The sequence below is a fragment of the Streptomyces sp. CCM_MD2014 genome (assembly GCF_000772045.1).
Classification (GTDB): domain Bacteria; phylum Actinomycetota; class Actinomycetes; order Streptomycetales; family Streptomycetaceae; genus Streptomyces; species Streptomyces salinarius.
Genome location: NZ_CP009754.1, coordinates 3,799,683 through 3,823,377, shown reverse-complemented (window position 1 = coordinate 3,823,377; position 23,695 = coordinate 3,799,683). Strand labels below are relative to the sequence as shown.

22 protein-coding genes and 2 pseudogenes are annotated in these 23,695 nt (G+C 72.8%); 10 read left to right on the top strand and 14 right to left on the bottom strand.

The window, feature by feature from the left end:
- Positions 1–23: 23 nt before the first annotated feature.
- Both NI25_RS16730 and NI25_RS16725 read left to right on the top strand, forming a co-directional pair.
- A complete protein-coding gene (locus NI25_RS16730; RefSeq protein WP_061443220.1) occupies positions 24–1,217 on the top strand; it encodes an RtcB family protein in 1,194 nt (397 codons plus the stop codon).
- Positions 1,218–1,228: 11 nt separating this feature from the next.
- Positions 1,229–1,453, top strand: a pseudogene (locus NI25_RS16725) (integrase core domain-containing protein); the annotation flags it as partial.
- Here NI25_RS16725 and NI25_RS16720 read toward each other — a convergent pair.
- The 3 genes from NI25_RS16720 to NI25_RS16710 all read right to left on the bottom strand — a co-directional run bounded on the left by NI25_RS16720 (position 1,450) and on the right by NI25_RS16710 (position 3,548).
- Positions 1,450–2,256: an SAM-dependent methyltransferase gene (locus NI25_RS16720; protein ID WP_061443218.1), complete on the bottom strand. Its 807-nt coding sequence runs from the start codon at positions 2,254–2,256 to the stop codon at positions 1,450–1,452. The pseudogene NI25_RS16725 and the gene NI25_RS16720 overlap by 4 nt on opposite strands.
- A gap of 100 nt (positions 2,257–2,356) precedes the next feature.
- Positions 2,357–3,136, bottom strand: a complete 780-nt coding sequence (locus tag NI25_RS16715) for an SDR family NAD(P)-dependent oxidoreductase (protein WP_061443217.1) — start codon at positions 3,134–3,136, stop codon at positions 2,357–2,359.
- Between the two features lie 73 nt (positions 3,137–3,209).
- Complete coding sequence (locus tag NI25_RS16710) at positions 3,210–3,548, bottom strand: YnfA family protein (protein ID WP_030145264.1); 339 nt, start codon at positions 3,546–3,548, stop codon at positions 3,210–3,212.
- Between the two features lie 118 nt (positions 3,549–3,666).
- Between NI25_RS16710 and NI25_RS16705 the strand changes: the two genes are divergently transcribed.
- The 4 genes from NI25_RS16705 (at position 3,667) to NI25_RS16690 (ending at position 13,072) form a co-directional block, all read left to right on the top strand.
- On the top strand, positions 3,667–4,785 hold the full coding sequence (locus NI25_RS16705) for an LLM class flavin-dependent oxidoreductase (protein WP_061443216.1): 1,119 nt from the start codon (positions 3,667–3,669) through the stop codon (positions 4,783–4,785).
- Positions 4,782–5,441, top strand: coding sequence for an FMN reductase (locus NI25_RS16700; protein WP_061443215.1), 660 nt, complete (start codon positions 4,782–4,784; stop codon positions 5,439–5,441). Before NI25_RS16705 ends, NI25_RS16700 begins: the two co-directional genes overlap by 4 nt.
- Positions 5,442–5,982: 541 nt before the next feature.
- Entirely contained in the window at positions 5,983–8,016 is a 2,034-nt protein-coding gene (locus NI25_RS16695; RefSeq protein ID WP_061443214.1) for an SPFH domain-containing protein, read from the top strand.
- 100 nt (positions 8,017–8,116) lie between these two features.
- Entirely contained in the window at positions 8,117–13,072 is a 4,956-nt protein-coding gene (locus NI25_RS16690) for a DNA repair ATPase (protein WP_061443213.1), read from the top strand.
- A 16-nt stretch (positions 13,073–13,088) separates the two neighbouring features.
- On the opposite strand, the gene NI25_RS16685 is transcribed toward NI25_RS16690, so the two are convergent.
- Positions 13,089–14,828 (bottom strand): ATP-binding SpoIIE family protein phosphatase, encoded by a 1,740-nt coding sequence (locus tag NI25_RS16685; RefSeq protein WP_233520738.1) that lies wholly within the window; start codon positions 14,826–14,828, stop codon positions 13,089–13,091.
- 97 nt (positions 14,829–14,925) lie between these two features.
- Positions 14,926–15,156 (bottom strand): annotated as a pseudogene (locus NI25_RS40225) (PAS domain-containing protein); the annotation flags it as partial.
- A 190-nt stretch (positions 15,157–15,346) separates the two neighbouring features.
- Here NI25_RS40225 and NI25_RS16680 point away from each other — a divergent pair.
- Positions 15,347–16,171, top strand: a complete 825-nt coding sequence (locus tag NI25_RS16680; protein WP_078884639.1) for a cobalt-precorrin-6A reductase — start codon at positions 15,347–15,349, stop codon at positions 16,169–16,171.
- Here the strand turns inward: NI25_RS16680 and NI25_RS16675 are convergent.
- From NI25_RS16675 to NI25_RS16665, 3 genes are all read right to left on the bottom strand, one after another.
- Positions 16,143–16,799 (bottom strand): precorrin-8X methylmutase, encoded by a 657-nt coding sequence (locus NI25_RS16675; protein WP_061443212.1) that lies wholly within the window; start codon positions 16,797–16,799, stop codon positions 16,143–16,145. The genes NI25_RS16680 and NI25_RS16675 overlap by 29 nt on opposite strands.
- A 64-nt stretch (positions 16,800–16,863) precedes the next feature.
- Positions 16,864–17,112, bottom strand: a complete 249-nt coding sequence (locus NI25_RS16670) for a hypothetical protein (protein ID WP_061443211.1) — start codon at positions 17,110–17,112, stop codon at positions 16,864–16,866.
- A gap of 59 nt (positions 17,113–17,171) precedes the next feature.
- The gene (locus NI25_RS16665) at positions 17,172–18,065 is read right to left on the bottom strand and encodes a phosphorothioated DNA-binding restriction endonuclease (protein WP_061443210.1); all 894 of its coding nucleotides are present in this window, start codon (positions 18,063–18,065) and stop codon (positions 17,172–17,174) included.
- Between the two features lie 99 nt (positions 18,066–18,164).
- Between NI25_RS16665 and NI25_RS16660 the strand changes: the two genes are divergently transcribed.
- Positions 18,165–18,515 carry an ANTAR domain-containing protein gene (locus NI25_RS16660; RefSeq protein WP_233520737.1) on the top strand — a complete coding sequence of 117 codons (351 nt, stop codon included), beginning with the start codon at positions 18,165–18,167 and terminating at the stop codon, positions 18,513–18,515.
- Positions 18,516–18,519: 4 nt separating this feature from the next.
- Here the strand turns inward: NI25_RS16660 and NI25_RS16655 are convergent, their stop codons facing one another.
- The 5 genes from NI25_RS16655 to NI25_RS16635 all read right to left on the bottom strand — a co-directional run bounded on the left by NI25_RS16655 (position 18,520) and on the right by NI25_RS16635 (position 21,741).
- Positions 18,520–18,996: a DUF4396 domain-containing protein gene (locus tag NI25_RS16655; RefSeq protein ID WP_061443209.1), complete on the bottom strand. Its 477-nt coding sequence runs from the start codon at positions 18,994–18,996 to the stop codon at positions 18,520–18,522.
- Positions 18,997–19,200: 204 nt separating this feature from the next.
- Positions 19,201–19,854 carry a DUF305 domain-containing protein gene (locus tag NI25_RS16650; protein ID WP_061443208.1) on the bottom strand — a complete coding sequence of 218 codons (654 nt, stop codon included), beginning with the start codon at positions 19,852–19,854 and terminating at the stop codon, positions 19,201–19,203.
- 127 nt (positions 19,855–19,981) lie between these two features.
- Positions 19,982–20,383, bottom strand: coding sequence for a DUF6153 family protein (locus tag NI25_RS16645; RefSeq protein ID WP_061443207.1), 402 nt, complete (start codon positions 20,381–20,383; stop codon positions 19,982–19,984).
- 205 nt (positions 20,384–20,588) lie between these two features.
- Complete coding sequence (locus tag NI25_RS16640) at positions 20,589–21,194, bottom strand: dihydrofolate reductase family protein (RefSeq protein ID WP_061443206.1); 606 nt, start codon at positions 21,192–21,194, stop codon at positions 20,589–20,591.
- Positions 21,195–21,318: 124 nt separating this feature from the next.
- On the bottom strand, positions 21,319–21,741 hold the full coding sequence (locus NI25_RS16635; protein WP_061443205.1) for an arsenate reductase ArsC: 423 nt from the start codon (positions 21,739–21,741) through the stop codon (positions 21,319–21,321).
- 95 nt (positions 21,742–21,836) lie between these two features.
- On the opposite strand from NI25_RS16635, the gene NI25_RS16630 reads away from it, so the two are divergent.
- Together NI25_RS16630 and arsB are read left to right on the top strand one after the other, a co-directional pair.
- Positions 21,837–22,145, top strand: coding sequence for an ArsR/SmtB family transcription factor (locus tag NI25_RS16630; protein ID WP_061443204.1), 309 nt, complete (start codon positions 21,837–21,839; stop codon positions 22,143–22,145).
- The gene (arsB, locus tag NI25_RS16625; RefSeq protein WP_061443203.1) at positions 22,142–23,248 is read left to right on the top strand and encodes an ACR3 family arsenite efflux transporter; all 1,107 of its coding nucleotides are present in this window, start codon (positions 22,142–22,144) and stop codon (positions 23,246–23,248) included. Before NI25_RS16630 ends, arsB begins: the two co-directional genes overlap by 4 nt.
- 31 nt (positions 23,249–23,279) lie before the next feature.
- Here the strand turns inward: arsB and NI25_RS16620 are convergent, their stop codons facing one another.
- A complete protein-coding gene (locus NI25_RS16620; protein WP_061443202.1) occupies positions 23,280–23,645 on the bottom strand; it encodes an ArsR/SmtB family transcription factor in 366 nt (121 codons plus the stop codon).
- Positions 23,646–23,695 lie beyond the last annotated feature (50 nt).

The window sequence follows — 23,695 nt, the reverse complement described above, 5'->3', positions numbered from 1 at the left end:
TTTTCCGGGGGAATGAGGACGATATGTCGTACGTGGAGATACCGGGCGCGAAGGTGCCGATCCGGATGTGGACCGACCCGGCGACCGTCGAGGAGGGCGCGCTCCAGCAGCTGCGCAACGTCGCGACCCTGCCGTGGATCAAGGGCCTCGCGGTCATGCCGGACGTCCACTACGGCAAGGGCGCCACGGTCGGCTCGGTGATCGCGATGCAGGGCGCCGTGTGTCCGGCGGCGGTCGGCGTCGACATCGGCTGCGGCATGTCGGCGGTGAAGACGTCCCTGACGGCGAACGACCTTCCGGGCGACCTCTCCCGGCTGCGCTCGAAGATCGAGCAGGCGATCCCGGTGGGGCGCGGGATGCATGACAGCCCCCTCGAGCCGGGGCGGTTCCACGGGCTGGCCACGGCGGAGTGGGACGACTTCTGGGCGCGGTTCGACGGAGTCGCCGAAGCGGTCAAGTTCCGGCACGAGCGTGCCGGAAAGCAGATGGGGACGCTGGGAAGCGGCAATCACTTCGTCGAGTTGTGCACGGATACGACCGGTTCTGTGTGGCTGATGCTGCACTCCGGTTCCCGCAACATCGGCAAGGAGCTGGCCGAGCACCACATCGGCGTCGCCCAGAAGCTCCCGCACAACCAGGGCCTGATCGACCGAGACCTCGCGGTGTTCGTCGCGGACACACCCCAGATGGCGGCGTACCGCAACGACCTGTTCTGGGCGCAGGAGTACGCGAAGTACAACCGCACCCTGATGATGGCGCTCTTCAAGGACGTGGTCCGCAAGGAGTTCAAGAAGGCCAAGCCGGTCTTCGAGCCGGAGATCAGCGCACACCACAACTACGTCGCCGAGGAGCGGTACGACGGGATGGACCTGCTGGTGACCCGCAAGGGCGCGATCCGCGCGGGTTCCGGTGACTACGGGATCATCCCCGGCTCCATGGGTACGGGGTCGTACATCGTGAAGGGCCTCGGCAACGCCAAGTCCTTCAACTCCGCGTCCCACGGAGCCGGCCGGCGCATGAGCCGGAACGCCGCCAAGCGCCGCTTCTCCACCAAGGACCTGGAGGAGCAGACGCGGGGCGTGGAGTGCCGCAAGGACTCCGGCGTGGTGGACGAGATCCCGGGCGCGTACAAGCCGATCGAGCAGGTCATCGACCAGCAGCGCGACCTCGTGGAGGTCGTGGCGAAGCTGAAGCAGGTCGTGTGTGTGAAGGGCTGACCGACGACGGCAAGCTCACCCGCGCCTACCGTCCGCAGACCAACGGCAAGGTCGAACGCTTCCACCGGACCCTGCTCGACGAATGGGCCTACCTACGGCCCTGCACCAGCAACACCGAACGAACGGCAGCCCTGGCAGACTTCCTGCACGCCTACAACCACCGCCGCTGCCACATCGCACTCGGCGGCCACCCACCGATCAGCCGCGTGAACAACCCTGCGGGTCAATACACCTAGGGCTTGCGTCCGACGGCCCCGTAGGAGTCGACGTGCTGGGCCGGGGCGCCGGGTTCCGGGCGCCACTGGGTGCACGAGGCGACGCCGGGGGCGACGAGGTCGAGGCCGTCGAAGAAGGAGGCGATGCCCTCGGGGGTGCGGAGGCGGTACTGGACCGGGGTGCGGTCGTTGTGCTCCTGCTGGGCGGAGCGCAGCTCCTCGTTGGTGTCGGTGCCGTCGCAGACCAGCAGGTGGCTGCCGGACGGGAGCGGGGCGAGCAGGCGGCGGACCAGGTCGCGGGCCTCGTCGTCGTCGAGCACGTGGCCGAGGATGCCGCTGAGGATGAGCGCGACCGGCTGCTCGAAGTCGAGGGTCCGGCGGGCGGCCTCCATGATGGCCTCGGGTTCGCGCAGGTCCGCGTGGAGGTAGTCGGTGGCACCCTCGGGGGCGCCGACCAGGAGGGCCCGGGCGTGGGCCAGGACCAGCGGATCGTTGTCGACGTAGACGATGCGGCACTCCGGCGCCACCCGCTGGGCGAGCTCGTGGGTGTTGTTCTCGGTGGGCAGGCCGGTGCCGACGTCCACGAACTGCCGTATCCCCGCCTCCGCCGCGAGGTAGGTGACACCGCGGCCCAGGAACGCCCGGAAGGCGCGGGCGTTCTCGGCGATCTGGGGGAAGGACGCCTGGAACTGTTCGGCGGCCTCCTGGTCGGCCAGGTAGTTGTCCTTGCCGCCCAGCCAGTAGTTCCACATCCGCGCCGAGTGCGGTACCGAGGTGTTGATCTCCGGCGTCGGCGGGACCGGCCCCGAGGAGGGCATCACCATGTCGCTTGACTCCTGTCCCACGAGAAAACCGATGGAACCCGCATGATACGCAGGGGAGTTGCCCTCGTATCGCCGCAATCCCCCGAGTCGCTCGCCTCCGTCAGCCCTCCCGGTGCACCTTCGTGTTCGAGGCCTGGGCGCGGGGGCGGACGACCAGCAGGTCGATGTTCACGTGGGCGGGGCGGGTGACCGCCCAGGCGATGGTGTCGGCGACGTCGTCGGCGGTCAGCGGGTCGGCGACGCCCTGGTAGACCTTGGCGGCCTTGTCCCGGTCGCCGCCGAAGCGGGTCAGGGCGAACTCGTCGGTCTTGACCATGCCGGGCGCGATCTCGACGACGCGGACCGGGCGGCCGACGATCTCCAGGCGCAGGGTCTCGGCGAGGACGTGCTCGCCGTGCTTGGCGGCGACGTAGCCCGCGCCGCCCTCGTAGGTGGACAGGCCGGCCGTCGAGGAGACGACCACGACCGTGCCGTCGCCGCTCGCCTCCAGCTTGGGGAGCAGGGCCTGGGTGAGGTTGAGGGTGCCGATGACGTTCGTCTCGTACATGCGGCGCCAGTCGTCCGGGTCGCCGGTGGCCACCGGGTCGGCGCCGAGCGCGCCGCCCGCGTTGTTGACCAGGACGCCGACCGTCTTGAACGCGGTCGCGAACTCGTCGACCGCGGCTCGGTCCGTGACGTCCAGGGGGTACGCGGTCGCCTTGTGGCCGGCCGCCCGGATCTCCTCCGCCAGCGCCTCGATGCGGTCCTTGCGGCGCGCGGTGAGGACCACCCGGTAACCGGCGGCGGCGAGCTGCCGGGCCGTGGCGGCGCCGATGCCGCTGCTCGCGCCGGTGACGACGGCGATGCGGGAGGCGGCGGACGGGGCGGCTGCGGTGGCCATGGGCTGCTCCTGTGTTCGTGCGGCGGTGCCGGTCGCCGACCAGGGTAGTCAGCGTGCCGGCCGGCCCCCGTGGTCAGCCGCCGTTGCGCGGGGCCCACATGATCAGGGCCATCCCGGCGAGGCAGACCAGTGCCCCGGCGATGTCCCAGCGGTCCGGGCGGTAGCCGTCGGCGACCACGCCCCACAGGATCGAGCCGGCCACGAAGATCCCCCCGTACGCGGCGAGGATGCGGCCGAAGTGGGCGTCGGGCTGGAAGGTGGCGACGAAGCCGTAGGCCCCGAGGGCGAGGACCCCGCCCGCCGCCCACAGCCAGCCGCGCTGCTCGCGCACCCCCTGCCACACCAGCCAGGCGCCGCCGATCTCGAACAGGGCGGCGACGACGAAGAGGGCGGCGGAGCGCAGGACGAGCATGCGGGCAGCTTCCCACGCACCGCCTCGGTGCCGGGCGGCGGACCTGCGGAATATCGGCCGGAGGTGCTCCGTTCCACGGGTATAGTTGAAGCGTCAACAACCTGGAGGTTGAGCGATCATGCAGTTCGGCATCTTCACCGTCGGCGACGTCACGCCCGACCCGACCACGGGCCGTACGCCGACCGAGCGTGAGCGCATCAAGGCCATGGTCGCCATCGCGCTCAAGGCCGAGGAGGTCGGACTCGACGTCTTCGCGACCGGTGAGCACCACAATCCGCCCTTCGTGCCGTCGTCGCCGACGACCATGCTCGGCTACGTCGCGGCCCGCACCGAGCGGCTGATCCTGTCCACCTCCACCACCCTGATCACCACGAACGACCCGGTGAAGATCGCCGAGGACTTCGCGATGCTCCAGCACCTGGCCGACGGCCGGGTGGACCTGATGATGGGGCGCGGCAACACCGGGCCGGTCTACCCCTGGTTCGGCAAGGACATCCGCGAGGGCATCAACCTCGCCGTCGAGAACTACAACCTGCTGCACCGCCTGTGGCGCGAGGACGTCGTGAACTGGGAGGGCAAGTTCCGCACCCCCCTCCAGGGCTTCACCTCCACCCCGCGCCCGCTGGACGGCGTCGCGCCCTTCGTCTGGCACGGCTCCATCCGCTCGCCGGAGATCGCCGAGCAGGCGGCCTACTACGGCGACGGCTTCTTCCACAACAACATCTTCTGGCCCGCCGACCACACCAAGCGGATGATCGAGCTCTACCGCAACCGCTACGCCCACTACGGGCACGGCACGCCCGAGCAGGCGATCGTCGGCCTCGGCGGCCAGGTGTTCATGCGGAGGAACAGCCAGGACGCGGTCCGCGAGTTCCGGCCGTACTTCGACGTCGCCCCGGTCTACGGGCACGGGCCGTCGCTGGAGGACTTCACCGCGCAGACGCCGCTCACCGTCGGCTCCCCGCAGCAGGTGATCGAGAAGACGCTCGCCTTCCGCGACTACGCCGGCGACTACCAGCGCCAGCTGTTCCTGATGGACCACGCCGGGCTGCCGCTGAAGACCGTCCTGGAGCAGCTCGACCTGCTCGGCGAGGAGGTCGTCCCGGTGCTGCGCGAGGAGTTCGCCAAGGACCGCCCGGCGAACGTGCCGGACGCGCCGACCCACGCGTCCCTGCTGGCCGCCCGGAAGAACGCCCCGTCCCAGCAGGCCGGGGACGAGGAAGGAGTACGCGCATGAAGCTCGTCGTCGTCTCCGCGGGGCTGAGCGTCCCGTCGTCCACCCGGCTGCTCGCCGACCGCCTCGCCGCGGCCGCCGCCCCGGCCGCCACCGCGCCCGAGCCCGCCCCGGCCGACGTCCGGGTGATCGAGCTGCGCGACCTCGCCGTGGAGATCGCGCACACCTTCACCAACGGCTTCCCGGCACCGGCGCTCGCGGACGCGTTCGCCGAGGTCGCGGCGGCCGACGGGCTGATCGTCGTCACGCCGGTGTTCTCGGCGTCGTACAGCGGGCTGTTCAAGTCGTTCTTCGACGCGCTCAGCGTCACCGACGAGGAAGCCCTCACCGGGAAGCCGGTGCTGATCGGCGCGACCGGCGGCACCGCCCGGCACTCCCTGGTCCTCGACCACGCGCTGCGGCCGCTCTTCTCCTACCTGAAGGCGGTCGTCGTCCCCACCGGCGTGTACGCCGCCTCCGAGGACTGGGGCGCGGAGGGGCTCGACGCCCGCATCGGGCGGGCCGCGTCCGAGCTGGCCGCGCTGATGGCGGGGCCGTCCGGGCGCCCGACGGGCCGCTCGCTGCCGAAGCGGGACTCCTTCGAGGAGGTCACGCCCTTCGAGCAGCGGCTCGCCGCGCTGAGCGTTCCGGGCCCGAGCCCGGCGTCCCGAGCGCGGTAGCCGCCGAACCGTCGGCATCGCCGTATCACCGACGTCGCCGCACCGCCGCACCGCGGCACCGCGGCACCGCCGCACCGCCGCACCGCCGTGTCGCACCGTGAGCCGTCGACCGGGTTCCACCGAGCCCGTCGGCGGCTCACCGGCATTCAAGCCCCGGTGAACGCTTCCGGAAACCGGCAATGCGCACAGGTGGCACGCTCACGCATCATGAGTGCACGGGGAGCACTGCGGAAGGGGGCGGACGATGACGACAAGGGTGACGAAACACAGTCCCTGCGTCCGTTCGCCCCACCCGCTCGACCGGCTCCGACCGGACGAACCCGGCCACGCCTCTCGCGTCGCCGGTGCCGCGGCACAGGACCGCCGCGCCGTCTGACAGCCGTTTCTCGCGCCCCTGCCGGGGCCCGGCTCGGGCATGGCGAAGGCCCGCCCTCCCGGAACCACGCCCGTCCGCACGGGCGTCACCACACCAACAGCCGCGGCGGCCGGCCGCGCTCGGCCGGCCGCCCGACAGCCGTCACTTGCCGTAAGGACGTGTCCCATGGAAGTCATCGGTGTCCTCGCCGTCGTCTGCGTGCTCCTGATCGTCATCGTGCTGTTCGGCGTCTCGCGGCTCTTCCGCAAGGTGGAGCAGGGCAAGGCGCTGATCGTCTCCAAGATGCGCAAGGTGGACGTGACCTTCACGGGTCAGGTGGTGCTGCCGGTGCTGCACAAGGCCGAGGTGATGGACATCTCGGTGAAGACGATCGAGATCACCCGGGCCGGCAAGGAAGGGCTGATCTGCCGGGACAACATCCGCGCGGACATCCGCATCTCGTTCTTCGTCAAGGTCAACAAGACCGTCGAGGACGTCGTCAAGGTCGCCCAGGCGGTCGGCACCGCCCGCGCCAGCGACCGGGACACGCTGCAGGAGCTGTTCCACGCGAAGTTCTCCGAGGCGCTGAAGACCGTCGGCAAGCAGATGGACTTCACCGACCTCTACACCAAGCGCGAGGAACTGCGGTACCGGATCATCGAGGTCATCGGCGTCGACCTCAGCGGATACCACCTGGAGGACGCGGCGATCGACTACCTGGAGCAGACGCCGCTGACCCAGCTCGACCCGGCCAACGTCCTCGACGCCCAGGGCATCCGGAAGATCACCGAGCTGACGGCCGTGGAGCACGTGCGCACCAACGAGGCGCGGCGCACGGAGGAGAAGGAGATCACCCGGCAGAACGTGGACGCGCGCGAGGCCGTACTGGAGCTGGAGCGCCGGCAGGCGGACGCCGAGATCAAGCAGAAGCGCGAGATCGACACGACCCGGGCCCGCGAGGAGGCCGAGACGGCACGCGTGGTGGAGGAGGAGCGGCTGCGGGCGCAGACGGCCTTCCTGCGCACCGAGGAGCAGCTCGGCGTGCAGCGCGAGAACCAGGCCCGTGAGGTCGCGGTGGCCGCGAAGAACCGCGAGCGGGTCATCGCCGTGGAGAACGAGCGCATCGAGAAGGACCGCATGCTCGAGGCGATCGGCCGCGAGCGGGAGACGGAACTGACCCGGATCGCCGCCGAGAAGGAGGTCGAGGCGGAGAAGCGCAACATCGCCGAGGTCGTCCGCGAGCGCGTCGCCGTGGACCGCACGGTCGCCGAGCAGGAGGAGTCCATCAAGAAGCTGCGCGCCGTGGAGGAGGCCGAGCGGGAGCGGCAGGCCGTCATCATCGCCGCCGAGGCTCAGGCGCAGGAGCAGCTGGTCAAGGACATCAAGGCGGCCGAGGCCGCGGAGGCGGCGGCCACCCACCGCGCCGCCGAGGAACTCACCATGGCCGAGGCCCGGTTGAAGAGTGCCGACCTGGAGGCGCAGGCCAAGCTGCGGATGGCCGAGGGAATCCAGGCCGAGGCGGCCGCGGCGGGCCTCGCGGCGGTCCAGGTCCGCGACAAGGAGGCCGACGTCATCGAGAAGGCCGGCCGCGCCGAGGCGCAGGCCACCGAGGCCCGGATGCGGGCCGAGGCCGAGGGCGCGCGGGCCAAGGCGCTCGCCGAGGCCGAGGCCATCAGCGGCAAGCTCAAGGCGGAGGCCGCCGGACTCACCGAGAAGGCCGCGGCGATGGCCGCCCTGGACGACGCCTCGCGCGGTCACGAGGAGTACCGGCTGCGGCTGGAGGCGGAGAAGGACATCCGGCTGGCCGGCCTCGACGTGCAGCGGCAGGTCGCCGAGGCCCAGGCCACGGTGCTCGCGACCGGTCTGGAGAACGCGGACATCGACATCGTGGGCGGCGACTCGGTCTTCTTCGACCGCCTGATGTCCTCGGTGGCGCTCGGCAAGGGCGTCGACGGGTTCGTCAAGCACTCCGAGACCGCGCAGGCCCTCGCCGGGCCCTGGCTGGACGGCTCGTCGAGCTTCACCGACGACCTGACCCGGGTGCTGGGCTCGGTCTCCACGTCCGACGTGCAGAACCTGACGGTGTCCGCGCTGCTGATGAAGCTGATGAAGTCGGGCGGCACGGACGCCGGGCAGGTGCAGCGCCTCCTGGACCGCGCGGGCGAACTGGGCCTCGCCGACACGCCGCTCACCGCGCTGAACGGCAAGACCAGGGTCTGACCGGCCACCACGACCGGCCACCACAGACCGGGTGCCGAGGCCGCCGTACGGGGGTCGGCGGCTTCGGCACCCCTCGCATCCTGGAAGGGACCAACCGCTCATGGGCACCGCTGTGGAGACGGGCACGACGACGCCCGTCACGGGTACGGGCGCGTACGACACCGCCGACGCCGGCGCGTACGAGGTGCTGCGCGACCGCCTCGCCGCGCAGACCGCGGACCTCGCCCACCGGGCCGAACTCCTCAACGCCCGCCGCGTCGAGGAGTTCGGGTCGGCCCGGCTGGAACTCGCCTCCACCGAGCGGCTGCGCACCGAGCACCCCGTCGTGCCCTGCGACGTCGCCGCCGTCGGCGACATCCTGCTGCTGGGCTCCACCGGCCGCCCGGGCCACCGCGAACGGGTCGCCGTGGGCGACGTCTTCACCCTCTACGACCGCGACCTGAACCCGCTGTCCGAGTCGGCCGTGCCCGGCCTGCTCGACGACCCGTCCTTCGTGCGGGAGTTCACCGACCTGCACCGCTACTACCGGCAGGCCCGGCTGCTGCGGCTGCGCCCCGTCGACGGCCGGCTGCTCGCCGTCTTCCGCACCGGCGAGAAGGCCGACGACATCCGCGTCCTGCGCTGGGAGCTGACCGAGGACGGGCGGGCCGCCTTCCTCGACGCGCGCGGCGAACGCGACGACGTGTTCCCCCCGGCCCACGACGTCGAGTGGACCGCGGCCACCCGCGAGGACCACGTCCTGGGCCGCCACCCGCACGTGTCCGTGCGCGGCGAGTTCTACGTCAGCGCGGTGGGCGGCACCCTCACCGTCAAGCTGGAGGACGACACCGAGACGGCCGAGGGCATCCACTCCGAGCCCGTCGACGAACCCCTCCAGTCCCTGGCCGACGCCGACATCGCGCACGCCCGGGTCGGCGCCCTGATCCTGCTGCGCGTACGCCCCTACAAGGAGGACACCGACCGGCACCTGGTGTTCAACACCCTCACCAAGTCGGTGGTCCGCCTGGACGGCATCGGCGCGGCCTGCCGTCGGCTGCCCGACGACCAGGGCATCGTCTTCCCCGGCGGCTACTGCCTGGCCACCGGCGCCCACAAGACGTACGAACTCGACGCGACGGGGCTGGAGTTCGAGCGAGAGGTGCGCTCGCCCAACGGCGAGGACGTGCTGTACGCCTTCCACGCGCGCGGCGAGAGCCGGCGCCTGCTGCTGTCGTACAACACCATCCGCAAGGAGGTCGCCAACCCGCTGCCCTGCCGGGGCTGGGCCCTCACCGGCGACGGCACCTTCACCGTGCTGCGCGCGGACGGCGACGAACCGGCCCAGGTGCACCCGGTGCAGCTGTGGCACTCGCCGTACGTCTCCGACACGTACGCCGCCGCCTCGCCCACCGGGAGCGGTCCGCTGGCCCGGGTCGGCAACGCCGACCTCGTGCGCGGCATCTCCGCCTGCCTGTCCGTCGCCGCGGCCGTCGGCGAGGGCATCTCCACCGCCGAGGGCTACCGGGCGCTCGCCGCGTCCTGCGTGCGCGCCGCCGACGCCCACCACTGGCTCGACGAGGAGGAGCTGGGCGACCTGGCCGGCGCGCTGGCCGCCGTCCGGGAGACCGCCGAGCAGGTGCTGGCCGAGTTCGAGAGCGTACGGGACCTGACCCGGCGGGCGGCCGAGGCCCGCGACGAGGCCGCCGAGCGGGTCGCGGCGGTGGTGCGGCGGCTGCGCGGCGAGGCGCCCAAGGAGGCCGCCGCCTGGGTGCGGGGCCTGACCGAACTGCGGCACGCCCACGGGCACCTGCTGAACGTCAAGGAGATGCGCTACGCCGACCTCCCCGGCATCGACGCCCTCGCCGAGGAGGCCGAGGCGTCCCTGGCCGAGCTGGGGCGGCGGGCCGTCGCCTTCCTCGCCCGCGAGGACGCCTTCGACGCGCAGCGCGCGGACGTCGAAGCGCTCGTCGCCGACGCGGAGTCCATCGCCACCGTCGCCGAGGCGGGCCCCGTCGCCGCCCGGCTCGACGAACTCGCCGACGGGCTGCGCACGGTCACCGACGTCGTCGCCGAACTCGACATGGGCGACGCCACCGTCCGCACCGCCCTGCTGGAGCGCGTCGCCGGCGTCCTGGGCGGCGTCAACCGCGCCCGAGCCACTCTCGACGCCCGCCGCCGGACCCTCCTCGACCACGAGGGACGCGCCGAGTTCACCGCCGAGACGGCCCTGCTCGGCCAGGCCGTCACCGCCGCGCTCGCCGCCGCCGACACCCCCGAGCACTGCGACGACCAGCTGGCGCGGCTGCTGGCCCGGCTGGAGGACCTGGAGTCCCGCTTCGCGGAGTTCGACGGCTTCCTCGCCGAACTCGCCGACAAGCGCACCGAGATCTACGACGCGCTCGCCGCCCGCAAGCAGGCCCTGTCCGACTCCCGCGCCCGCCGCGCCGAACAGCTCGCCGCGTCCGCCGCCCGCATCCTGGAGACGATCACCCGGCGGTGCGCCGGTCTCGCCGACGCCGACGCGGTCAGCACGTACTTCGCCTCCGACCCCATGCCGGCCAAGGTCCGCCGCACCGCCGACGAACTGCGCGCCCTCGGCGACACCGTCCGCGCCGAGGAACTGGACGGTCGCCTCAAGTCGGCCCGGCAGGAGGCCGCCCGCGCCCTGCGCGACCGCACCGACCTGTACGCCGACGACGGCCGCACCCTGCGCCTGGGCACCCACCGCTTCGCCGTCAACACCCAGCCCCTCGACCTCACCCTCGTCCCCGACGGCGACGGACTCGCCTTCGCCCTCACCGGCACCGACTACCGCTCCCCGGTCGCCGACCCGGACTTCGCGGCCACCCGCGCCCACTGGGACCGCACCCTCCCGTCCGAGTCCCCCGAGGTCTACCGCGCCGAGCACCTCGCCGCCCGCCTGCTCCGCGAGCACGGCGCGAGCGCCCTCGCCGAGGCCGACGACCTGCCCGCCCTCGTCCGCGAGGCCGCGCGGGAGGCGTACGACGAGGGCTACGAGCGGGGCGTGCACGACCACGACGCGACGGTCGTCCTGACCGCACTGCTGCCCCTGTACGAGAGCGCGGGGACTCTCGTCCACGAGCCGGCCGCCCGCGCCGCCGCCCAGCTGTTCTGGACCCACGGCACCACGCCGGAAGCGCGCGAGGCGTGGACCCGGCGCGCCCGCTCCCTGGCCCGGGCCCGGGACACCTTCGGCCTCTCCGGGGCGATCGCGGACCTGGAGGAGGAGCTGGCGGGAGCCGTCGACGCGTGGGCCGCGCGGACACGTCCGGAGACCGGCGAGGACACCGGCCGCGCCGCCGCCGCGTACCTCTTCCACGAACTGACCACCGCCCCCGACGGCTTCGTCCTCGGCGCGGGCACGCGCACGCTGCTGGAGAAGTTCCGCCGCACGGTGGGCGGCCCGGCCTACGACGAGGACCTCGCCGCCCTCGACGACCCGGCCGCCCGCGCCCAGCTCGCCGAGGCGTGGATCTCGTCGTACGCCGCGGCCTCCGGCACCGAACTCGCCCCCGGCGACCTGGCCGAGGCGGTCGCCGCGGAGCTCTGCCCGGACCTGCCCCGCTACGACGGCGACACCGCTCCGACGGCCACCGCGGAGGGGCTGCTGGGCACCCACCCGCGCGTCACGGGCGGCCGGCTGCCGCTGCGCCTGGACGAGTTCCTGGCCCGTACCGCCCGCTTCGCGGACGAGGACGTCCCGGCGTTCCGCGCCTACCAGCGGCGCCGCACCGCCCTGGTGGGCGCCGAACGCGAGCGGCTGCGGCTGGACGACCACCGCCCGCGCGTCATGTCCGCCTTCGTCCGCAACCGGCTCGTGGACGAGGTCTACCTCCCGCTCGTCGGGGACAGCCTCGCCAAGCAGCTCGGCACCACCGGCGACGGCAGGCGCACCGACACGGGCGGCCTCCTGCTGCTCCTGTCCCCGCCCGGCTACGGCAAGACCACGCTGGTCGAGTACGTCGCCGAGCGCCTCGGTCTGATGCTGGTGAAGGTGAGCGGCCCCGCGCTCGGCCACGCCGTCACCTCGTTCGACCCGGCCGACGCGCCCAACGCCACCGCGCGCCAGGAGGTCGAGAAGATCAACTTCGCGCTGGCGTCCGCGAACAACACGCTGCTCTACCTGGACGACATCCAGCACACGTCCCCCGAGCTGCTCCAGAAGTTCATCCCGCTGTGCGACGCCACCCGCCGCGTGGACGGCGTGTGGGACGGCCGCCCGCGCACCTACGACCTGCGCGGCAAGCGCTTCGCCGTCTGCATGGCCGGCAACCCCTACACCGAGTCCGGCGCCCGCTTCCAGGTCCCCGACATGCTCGCCAACCGGGCCGACGTGTGGAACCTGGGCGACGTCCTGACCGGCAAGGAGGAGGCCTTCGCGCTGAGCTTTCTGGAGAACGCGCTCACCGCGAACCCCGTCCTGGCCCCGCTGGCCGGCCGCGACCGGGCCGACCTGGAGCTGCTCGTCCGCCTCGCCGCCGGGGACCCCACCGCCCGCGCCGACCGCCTCGCCCACGCCTACCCGCCGGCCGAGCTGGAACGCGTCCTGTCCGTCCTGCGCCACCTCGTCGCCGCCCGCGAGACGGTCCTGGCCGTCAACGCCGCCTACATCGCCTCCGCGGCCCAGTCGGACGACACCCGCACCGAGCCCCCGTTCCGGCTCCAGGGCTCCTACCGCAACATGAACAAGATCGCCCAGCGTATCCGCCCCGTCATGAACGACGCCGAACGCGACGCCGTCCTCGACGACCACTACACCGCCGAGGCGCAGACCCTCACCCACGGGGCCGAGGCCAACCTCCTCAAGCTCGCCGAGCTGCGCGGCACGCTCACCCCTGAGCAGGCCGCCCGCTGGGCCGAGGTGTGCGCCGCCCACGTCCGCGCCCGCACCCTCGGCGGCCCCGACGACGACCCCCTCGTCCGTGCCGTCGCGGCCCTGGGCCTGCTCGCGGACCGCGTCGCCGCCGTGGAGTCCGCCATCACCCGCGCCGCCGACCCCCGCCACCTCCTGGCCAACCCGCACGCGCGGCACGCGGCCGGCGATACGGAGCGGTGAGGGCGTCGGGCGCCGCTCACAGTTCCGCGGCCTCCGTCACGTCGAACACGTTCATCAGGTCCGCCGCGTCCGCCGACGGGCCTCCGTCGAGCCGCTGCTCGGACCAGATGGTCTTGTCGTGGCGGCTGTGCCGTACGCCCCAGTGGGTGCTGAGCCGCATCACGATGAACAGCCCGCGGCCGCCCTCGTCGCTCTCCCGCGCCCGGCGCAGGTGGGGGCTCGCGCTGCTCGCGTCCGTCACCTCGGTCAGCAGCCGCCCCTGGTCGCGGATGAGCCGCAGCCGCACCGGGCCCCTGCCGTAGCGGATGGCGTTGGTGACGAGTTCGCTGACGACGAGTCCGGTGGTGTAGGACGCGTCGTCCAGCTCCCAGGCGGCGAGCTGCCGGTCGACGAGCCGGCGTGCCGTGCCCACCACGGAGGCGTCGGCGGGCAGCGTCCAGTCCGCGACGTGCTCCGGCGGCAGGGCACGGGTGCGCGCGAGCAGCAGGACGGCGTCGTCGTGGCGGGAGGGCGCCATGTGGTACACGGCGGTGTCGCACAGCTCCTGCAGCGGCCGTGTCGTGGAGGCGAGGATGTGCTCCAGACGGCGCCTGGCGGCGTCCCCGTGCTCACCGTTTCCCTTGGTGAGGCCGTTGGTGTGCAGGGCCAGCAGGGTGCCCGGCGCCAGTTCGAGCACGGCCGGGGTGAAGACGTGCCCGCCGCCCGTCCCGAGCGGTGGCCCCTGCGGCACCTCCACGGTGCGGGGGGCGCCGTCGGGGTCGATGACGACGGGGGCGGGGTGTCCCGCGCGCACCATGGTGCAGTGCCGGGAGACCGGGTTGTAGACGGTGACCGCGCAGGTCGCCACCGGCTCGCTCGCACCCGGCCCGGAGGCGTCCGCCAGCTGGGCGGCGACCTCGTCCAGGTGGGTCAGCAGCTCGTCCGTCTCCAGGTCCTGCATCGCGAGGGTGCGCACCGCCAGCCGGAGCTGGCCCATCGTGGCCGCCGCCTCGATGCCGTGCCCCGACACGTCACCGACGACCAGGGCGACGCGCGTGCCGGAAAGCGGGACGACGTCGAACCAGTCGCCGCCGGCGCTCTCGGGCAGGTAGACGTGGGCGGTCTCCACCGCCGAGAGCCGGGGGATCGCACCGGGCTGCAACCTGCGCTGGAGCGCGGCGGCCACGGTGTGCTCGCGCCGGTAGCTGTGCGCGTTGTCCATGTGCACGGACGCGGTGAACGCCGCCTGCCGGGCCACGTCCAGATCGGCCTCCTCGAAGGGGTCGGTCCGGTGCCGGTACAGGGTCAGCAGCCCGAGCACGGTGTCCCGGGCCGTCAGCGGGACGACGAGCATGGAGTGCACGCCCGCCCTGATCAGCGGCGCGAAGCCGTCCGGGTCGGTGGCCAGCCACGGGTCGTCGGCCGAGACCCGGACCAGGCGGGCCCGCAGGTCGTTGAGGACCTGCGTGTACGGGGTGGGGAAGGGCAGCGGACGGCTCTCGCCCTCCTTCCTGCTCACCTCGGCGGTCGGCGGGGCGAAGGACACCCGGCGCAGCGGGACCTCCGTCGGCGGGGGACCGGCCGGGCGTTCGGCCGCGGCGACCCCGTCGTCCAGCAGGTCGACGGTGGCCGCGTCGGCGAAGGCGGGCACCAGCGCCCCCACCAGCTCGCGGGCCGTGGTCAGCGCGTCCAGTGTGGTGCCGACGGCCGCGTGCACCTCGCTGAGCACGGCGAGCCGGTCCGCCGCGGCCTGCCGCTCGGTGACGTCCTCGACCACGCCCACCAGGCCGGGGCCGCCGTCGCCGAGGTCGCGCAGGGGGGAAGAGGGACACCTCGACGGCGAGGGTGCGCTGCGGCTCGGACGGCGACCTGCCCCGGACCAGCCGGCCCCGCAACGGCTCGCCCGTCGCCAGGACCTCGTCGATCAGGCCCCGGAGCTCGGCCGCCTCGAACCCGGGGGCGAAGTCCTCGATGCCCTGCCCGACGACGTCCTCGGCGGACAGCCCCCGCACGCCCCGGCCGGCCGGGTTGTAGCGGGCCACCCTCTGCTCGGAGTCGAAGACGAACAACCCCTGGGGCGAGTTGGCGAACAGCGCGTTGAGCACCGCGGTGTCGCTGATGGGGTCGCCGCTCACCACACGCTCCCTTCGAGGCCGTGCCCCTCACCTTCCTCACCTTCTCGCATCGGCACCGCCCGGCAACTCGGCCGGCGGGTGTGCTTGAGTCGAGGCGGCCGCGACAACCGTGGCGGGACCGCGAGAAGCCGGGGAACCCGGGGAAGGTGGGAGGCCTGCCGTGCACGTGCTGATCCTCGGCGGGACCACGGAGGCCCGCCGCCTGGCCGAACTGCTGGCGGCCGGGCACCCGGCCGGGCTTCGTGTGACGAACTCCCTGGCAGGACGGGTCTCCGCGCCCAGAACCCCGCCGGGCGAGACCCGCGTCGGCGGCTTCGGCGGTGCCGAGGGACTCGCCGCCTGGCTCCGCGAGCACGCGGTGGACCTCCTCGTCGACGCCACGCACCCCTTCGCCGACACCATCACCCGCAACGCGGCCCACGCCGCCGCCACGGCCCGCGTCCCCCTCCTCGCCCTGCGCCGCCCCAACTGGCGGCGGGCCGAGGGGGACGTCTGGCACGACGCCGGTTCCCTGGCGGAAGCCGCCGAGCTGCTGCCCGCCCTCACCGCCCGCCGGGTCTTCCTGACCACCGGACGCATGGGCCTGGCCGCCTTCGCCCCGCTGTCCGGCCCGTGGTTCCTCGTACGGTCCGTCGACGCGCCCGAGGGCCCCTGCCCGCCCCGCATGGAGGTACTGCGGGCCCGCGGCCCCTTCGGCCTCGACGGCGAGCGCGAGCTGCTGCGCCGGCACCGCATCGACGTCCTGGTCACCAAGGACAGCGGGGGAGCGGCCACCGCCCCGAAACTGACGGCCGCCCGCGAGGCGGGGCTGCCCGTGATCGTGGTGCGCAGACCGCCGGTGCCGGAGGGAGTACCGGTCGTGGCCGAGCCGGAAGAGGCGGCCCGGTGGGTCGGCGAGGCCCGGGCGAGGCACGCGCGGGGCTGTCAGCTCACGTACGAGCCCAGAACCCCGCCGCTCACTCCTCCTCGCTGGCGATCGCGTTGATCGCGGCGGCGGCCATCGCACTGCCCCCGCGACGGCCCCGTACGACGAGGTGCTCCACGCCCGAGGGGTGGGCGGCCAGCGCGTCCTTGGACTCGGCGGCGCCGACGAAGCCGACGGGGACACCGATGACGGCGGCCGGGCGGGGCGCCCCCGCGTCGATCATCTCCAGGAGCCTGAAGAGCGCGGTGGGCGCGTTGCCGACGGCGACGACGGCCCCCTCCAGCCGGTCGCGCCACAGCTCGAGGGCGGCGGCGCTGCGCGTGGTGCCGAGTCTCGCCGCCAGTTCCGGGACGGCCGGGTCGGACAGCGTGCACAGCACGTCGTTGTCCGCGGGCAGCCGCTTGCGGGTCACGCCGCTGGCCACCATCCGCACGTCGCACAGGACGGGCGCACCGGCCCGCAGCGCCTCGCGGGCCCGGGAGACGACGCCGGGCGTCCAGGACAGGTCGCGGACCAGGTCGACCATCCCGCAGGCGTGGATCATCCGGACCGCGACCCGGCCGACGTCCGCGGGCAGCCCGGAGAGGTCGGCCTCCGCGCGGATGGTCGCGAAGGACTGGCGGTAGATGGCCGCGCCGTCCTTCTCGTAGGCGTACTCGTGCTCGTACTCGCGGTCGTACGGGGTCACAGTGCTCTTCTCGCTGCTCTCGGTCGGCTGACGGCCACGGCCGGGAGAGCATACCGAGTACCGATCACCGGGCTTCCGAGTCCCTGGCCTCCTCCGCCGGAGCGGCCCCGCGACGACCAGGGGCGGGCAGGTCGAGGCGGACACCGCCGGCGCGATGCCGGCGACGAGGGCGAAGGGCCGGGACCACGCGGCGCGGCGTGTCGCCGCGGACGGCGACGACGTCGATCTCGTAGCCGGCCAGGAAGACCGGCATGGACAGCCCGAGGACGGCGAGCGTGCCGACGGCGTCACCCGCCGGGCGGGCCCGGACCACCCGGCGTACGCCGGACGCAGGAGCGCAGACTCCGGCGGGCCTTCCCCGGCGAGCAGCGGTCAGGCGGCCGGCGCGGGACGCGGTTCGCCGTGGAAGACCTGGCGGGCGTGCCAGTCGCGGTGGACGGCGGCCACGGGGCGCGCACCGGGCTGGGGGCCGCCGAGCGGCCGGCCCGCGAGAGCGGTGACGTGTGCGCGGGCGGCGGGGCTGTGGCCGACGAAGCGCTGTGAGACCAGGATGCGCAGATCGTCGCCCACGCCGAGGACGCCCTTGTCGAAGAGCTTGTGGTGCAAGGAGCACAGGCAGAGCCCGTTCTCGACGACGTCGGGCCCGCCGAACGCCCACCAGCGGACGTGGGCCGCCTCCAGCCCGACCGGTACGGCACCGATCCTGCCGTCGTAACCGCAGAAGGCGCACCGGTACTCGTAGGCGGTCAGCACCAACTCCCGCATCCGCCGGTCCCGCTGCCCGCGTACCGCCGAGAGCCGCTGCGCCTTCGCCGGCTCCGGCTCCAGACCGACCGCCTCGCACAGTTCGCCGTGCAGCGAGGGCGGGAAGTGCCGGTCGAGCAGCAGCCGAGCGATTCTGCCGAGCAGTTCCGGTTCGCGGCGCAGCGCCGCTCTCAGGCCGGGTGCGAGCCGACCGGTGGCGCCCGTCGCGCGGAGGTCCCCCACCCCGCTTCCGGGGCTGCCGGGCCCGCGATCGGTGCGCACCTCCCACACGTCGTCGTTGACGAGGTGGTGGAACGGGTAGGCGGGCGTCGTCCTGTGGGGCGGCCCGTACTCGGTCAGCAGCCGCTGCAGGTCGTGCTCCACCGCGGTGTAGCGCAGGCCGCCGTCGGCATCGTCCTGGAACCGGCCGAGGGCGTACAAGAGCAGCAGCGGTTTGTGCGGCGCCCGGGTGCCGCTCCTCGTCCACTGCCGCAGGTTCGCGATCCGCTCCAGCCAGTCCATGGCGGCAGATCGTAATGCCGTGCCCGGTCGTACGGATGCCGACCGGGAACGGGGGCAGGCGAAGGACGATGCCTCCGCCCGCTGCCACCCGGTGATGCCATGACCTCGTCCATACGTCCCGGCGACCACCCCCCGTCCGTGCCGGCAATGACCGACGAGCTGGTGAGGGAACTGGAGCGAGTACGGGCGGAGAACAGACAGCTCGAGCGGGCACTCGTCTCCCACGCCACCGTCGACCGGGCCATCGGCGTCCTGACCGTCCTGGGCCGGATCAGCCCCGACGACGGGTTCACGGTCCTGCGGGAGATCTCCCAGCACACCAACATCAGGCTCTCCGCCGTGGCCGAACACCTCCTCGCGCACGCGCGGGGCGCGGCGCTGCCCGACGTCCTGCTCGGGGAACTGCACGCGGCCCTGGCCCGCCACGCCGACCCACGCGCCCGTCCTTGATCCGTCAGTGGTAGGCGTGGACGACGGCGTGGCCCTTGCCGCGGCCGATCATCCACTTGTTGACCGGCGTGGTGATCAGGAACGCCACGGCGAAGCCGCCCAGCAGGGCGTACCAGAACAGTCCGTCCGACAGGTGCGCGTCCATCGCGCCCGGCACGAGGGCGACGATGCCGTTGTCGACGAGCTCCATCACCGCGATGGAGACGGTGTCGGCGGCCAGCGCCACCTTGACCGCGGCCTTCACGGACACCCCGGCGCGCACGACCGCGAAGAGGGTGAGGGAGTAGCCGAAGACGAAGGCCAGGGCGATGGCCAGCACCATGGTCGGTACGTTTCCCCACATCAGCGCGGTGCCGACGACCATGCCGAGGATCTCCCCGATGGCGCACCCGGTGAGGCAGTGCAGCGTCGCCTTCATGGCCGTCGCCCATGTGGTGCCGTGGCCGTGCGCGGCAGCGGAGTGGTGCGTGCTGTGGTCCATGGCGTCCCCTCTCCATTCGAGCGTTCCGCAAGGCCTCTGGCAGCCCCACCACGGGAAGTATATACCCCTGGGGGGTATGAGGGGTCGGAGAGTGACCCGGACTCGCTGTCGGGCGAGGAGGAGCATCCACGTTCGCCGGCCGTCGGCGGCCGGGCCGGTGCGGGGTGGACGGCTCGGCGTGCACCCCGCACCGGCGTGGGGCTGTCAGCCCTTGCCGAGCAGCTCGTTCATCTGCTCGATCTCCGCGCTCTGCGAGCTGATGATCTCCCCGGCCATCCTGGTGGCCGGTCCGTGGGCACCGTCGGCCTGCTCGGTCTTCGCCATCTCGACCGCGCCCTCGTGATGCCTGATCATCATCTCCAGGAAGGCGGTGTCGAACGCCTTGCCCGAGGAGTTCTCGAGCCCGGTCATCTCGTCGGCCGTCATCATGCCGCCCATGTCATGGGTGGAGTGGTCCATGGCACCCTCGGCGGGCACTTCCTCGCCCCAGGAGGTCAGCCACCCGGAGAGCGTCTTGATCTCCGGGTCCTGGGCCTTCTCGATGGCTGCGGCGAGCTTCTTCACCTCGGCCGACTGCGCACGGTCGGGCGCGAGGCCGGCCATCTCGACGGCCTGGCGGTGGTGGGGGATCATCCCCTTCGCGAAGGCGACGTCGGCGGCGTTGTGCTGCCCCTGCGATGCCGACGCCGACGCCGACGCCGACGTCGAGGGGGAGGGCGAAGCGGTGGCGCCGTGGCCGTTGTGTCCGGCCGTGTTGTCGCCGTCGCCGCTGCCGCCGCAGGCGGCCAGGACGAGTGTCGCCGCGCCGGCGGCGGCGAGGGTGGCGGTACGGCGGACGAGGGAACGCTTGCGGGACATGTGGTGCAACTCCTTGGCGGCGCGCCGTTCGCGGCGCGCGGTGGGAAGGGATGTGAGGGCAGGCGAAGGCGCGGCACCCGTCACCGGGAGGGGAGACACCGGCTACCGGGGTACCGAGCGGGCCGCTCTATATCCGCAGGAGTTGCAGCTCGGACAGGTCGGGTGGGGCCCGGCCGTCATGCGGCGCCCCCGGCATCGCCGCGGCGGGCGCAGGCGCGGGCGGCGCGTCCAGCAGGGCGCCGGTCAGCGCGGGCGGCGCGTACGCCGACCCGATTCCGGCGGCCGCGCACGTCCCGTCGGCGTGATCCAGGTGACCCGATCCGCCATCCGTGTGCCCACATCCCCCGCCCGCATGCGGAACACCCTCCGCCGCGGCCGTCGCCATCTCGTGGCCCGCGCCCGCCCGCACGGCCGGCGCCGCCCCGGGGGCGAGGCCGTGCATGCCCAGCACGCCGGCCAGCACCGCCATCACCAGCAGCAGGAACAGCCGCCCGGCGGGGCGGCTGCTTGATCGGTTGCGGCTGGTCACGCGCCCATCGTACGGGCCCCCCGCGGAGGCGCCCTGCGGTTGCCCGAGGCCAGGGAAGCGAGCGCTGCCGCCCTCGCGCGCCGCACCGGTCGCACTACCGAACCGCCGAAGCCGCGCACCCGCCCGGCGATGACGTCCCGCTGCTCATGACCGTGTCCACCGGCGTCGTCATGGGCCTCGTCGCCCGCCCCGTCGTCCGGCGACCTCACGCGGGGACGTCGAGCGGCGGGTGCTCGAGCACGCGCGGCTTGTACTCGACCAACTGGATGCCGCCGTCGAAGGTGCGGTGCCCGGTCATCGTGAGGGCGACGTCCGGATAGCCGTCGTAGATGCGTTCCTCGCCCGTGGCGCCGGTGATCACCGGGAACATCACGACCCGGAAGCGGTCGACGAGTCCGGCCCGCAGCAGTGACCGGCACAGGCTGAGGCTGCCGATCGTGCTGAGGAGCCCCGAGCCGCTCGACTTCATGGCCCGGACCGCCTCGACGGCGTCGTCGCGGACGAGCGTGGAGTTGGCCCACGTCAGCGGCGCCTCGAGGGAGGAGGAGAACACCACCTTGGACGCCCGCGTGAGTTCGTCGACGGATGTCTCCTCCTCGGGCCTGAACTCGTCCTGGCCGCTCGGGACGCTGCCCGCGGCGAAGCCCGACATCAGGCGGTAGGTGTTCGCTCCCATCAGATAGGTGACCTCGGGCTGCTCACCGAGCCACGCGAGGTACTCCGGGCTCTCGAGGCCCCAGAAGCCCGGCCATCCCCGCCCCGACGCGAAGCCGTCGAGGGAGGTGATGAAGTCGACGAGAAGCTCCGACATGGCGGCGTCCTTTCCTCGGGTGTCACGAGCTTGGACCGCCCGGGCGCCGCAAACTCATCGGCCGCGCTGCGGAGCAACGGGAAGACCCGTGCCACTCCAGTCGATCGGCCCCCCCGGCGCGGGGTCACGCCTCCCGCTTCTCGTCGATTTCGGTGATTTCGGCGATGAGGGATTCGACGCGGGCCCTGATCGCGTCGCGGATAGGGCGGACGGCCTCGATGCCCTGGCCGGCCGGATCCTCCAGCTCCCAGTCCAGGTAGCGCTTGCCGGGGAAGACCGGGCAGGTGTCGCCGCAGCCCATGGTGACGCACACGTCCGACTCGCGGACCGCGTCGACGGTGAGCATCTTCGGTATCTCCTCGGAGATGTCGATGCCGGCCTCGGCCATGGCCTCGACGGCGGCCGGGTTGACCCGGTCGCCGGGGGCGGAACCGGCGGAGCGGACCTCGACGCGGTCGCCGGCCAGGTGGGTCAGCCACGCGGCGGCCATCTGGGAGCGGCCGGCGTTGTGGACGCAGACGAACAGGACGGACGGCTTGTCGGCCATGAAGGTGGTTCTCTCCCGTCGCACGGCGGCACCGGGCCGCCGATGACTTCAGCCCTCGCTGGTATCAGCGAGCGATGATGTGAAAGTATCAGCGCATGCTGACTTCAGTCGATCCTGACGTGATCCGGGTGCTGGGCGATCCGCTCCGCCTTCGGATCGTGACCCTCCTGGCGCGCGAGACGCTCTGCACGACGCACCTGGTCGAGGAGACCGGAGCCAGGCAGACCAACCTCTCCAACCACATGAAGGTGCTGCGCGAGGCCGGGATCGTGGAGACCGAGCCCTGCGGTCGCTACACCTACTACAGGCTCAAGCCCGAAATCCTGACCGGTCTGTCCGAGCAGTTCGCCGAACTCGCCGCCTCCGCCCGCGCCGCCGCCGAGAACAAGAGGGCCTGCCCGTGACCTCCGCCGAGCCCGCCGCCTCCGCACGGACCGGGGGCGGCGACGACTCGGTCGTCGGTAAGCTCTCCACCCTCGACCGCTACCTCGCGGTCTGGATCCTCCTCGCCATGGCCGTCGGCCTCGGGCTCGGACGGGCCGTTCCGGGGCTGAACGGCGCGCTGGCGAAGGTGGAGGCCGACGGTGTCTCCCTGCCGATCGCGCTCGGCCTGCTCGTGATGATGTACCCGGTCCTCGCCAAGGTCCGCTACGACCGGCTGGACGCCGTCACCGGCGACCGGAAGCTGATGATCACCTCCCTGGTCGTCAACTGGATCATCGGACCCGCGGTGATGTTCGCCCTGGCGTGGATCTTCCTGCCGGACCTGCCCGAGTACCGCACCGGCCTGATCGTCGTCGGCCTGGCCCGCTGCATCGCCATGGTGATCATCTGGAACGACCTCGCCTGCGGCGACCGCGAGGCCGCGGCCGTACTGGTCGCGCTGAACTCGGTCTTCCAGGTCCTGGCGTTCGGCCTGCTCGGCTGGTTCTACCTCGACCTGCTGCCCGGCCTGCTCGGCCTCGGTGACGGAGAGCACCTGGACGTCTCGATGTGGAAGATCGCCCTGAACGTGGTCGTCTTCCTCGGAGTCCCGCTGCTGGCCGGCTTCCTGACCCGCCGGATCGGTGAGCGGAGGATGGGCCGCGAGGGCTACGAACAGCGCTTCCTGCCGAAGATCGGGCCGTGGGCGCTGTACGGGCTGCTGTTCACGATCGTCGTCCTCTTCGCCCTGCAGGGCAGGACCATCACCTCCCAGCCCCTGGACGTCGCCCGCATCGCGCTGCCGCTGCTGGTCTACTTCGCGGTCATGTTCTTCGGCACCTTCCTGCTCGGCAAGGGCCTGGGGCTCGCCTACGACCGCACCGCCACGCTGGCGTTCACCGCGGCGGGCAACAACTTCGAGCTGGCCATCGCGGTCGCCATCGCCACCTTCGGCGTCACCTCCGGCCAGGCCCTGTCCGGCGTGGTCGGCCCCCTCATCGAAGTCCCGGTGCTGATCGGTCTGGTCCACGTCGCGCTGGCCTGGCGCCGGAGGTTCGCCGCCGGGGCGGCGACGGCGCCGTGACGCGGTGCACGGACGTGGTGGTGGCCGGCGGTCAGCCGCGCAGCTCGAGCATCGCGGCCATGGCCGCCACCACGGACGGCGCGACCCGGTAGTAGACCCACGTGCCGCGCCGCTCGGAGGTCAGCAGACCGGCCTCGCGCAACTTCTTCAGGTGGTGGGAGACGGTCGGCTGGGACACGCCGACGTCCGCGATGTCGCACACGCACGCCTCCCCGCCCGGGTGTGAGGCGATCTTGGAGAACAGCCGCAGGCGCACCGGGTCCGACAGCGCCTTGAACATGGCGGCCATCTTCTCCGCGTCCGCCCGGGACAGCTCTCCGGCGGTGATCGGCGGGCAGCACGGTACGACGTCACCGTCCCGCGGGGCGGAGAGCTCCACGACCTCTGAATTCGACATGCGTCTATGTTGACACTCGTCGATATGAGAGGCAAGCTCCGAGGTGTGGA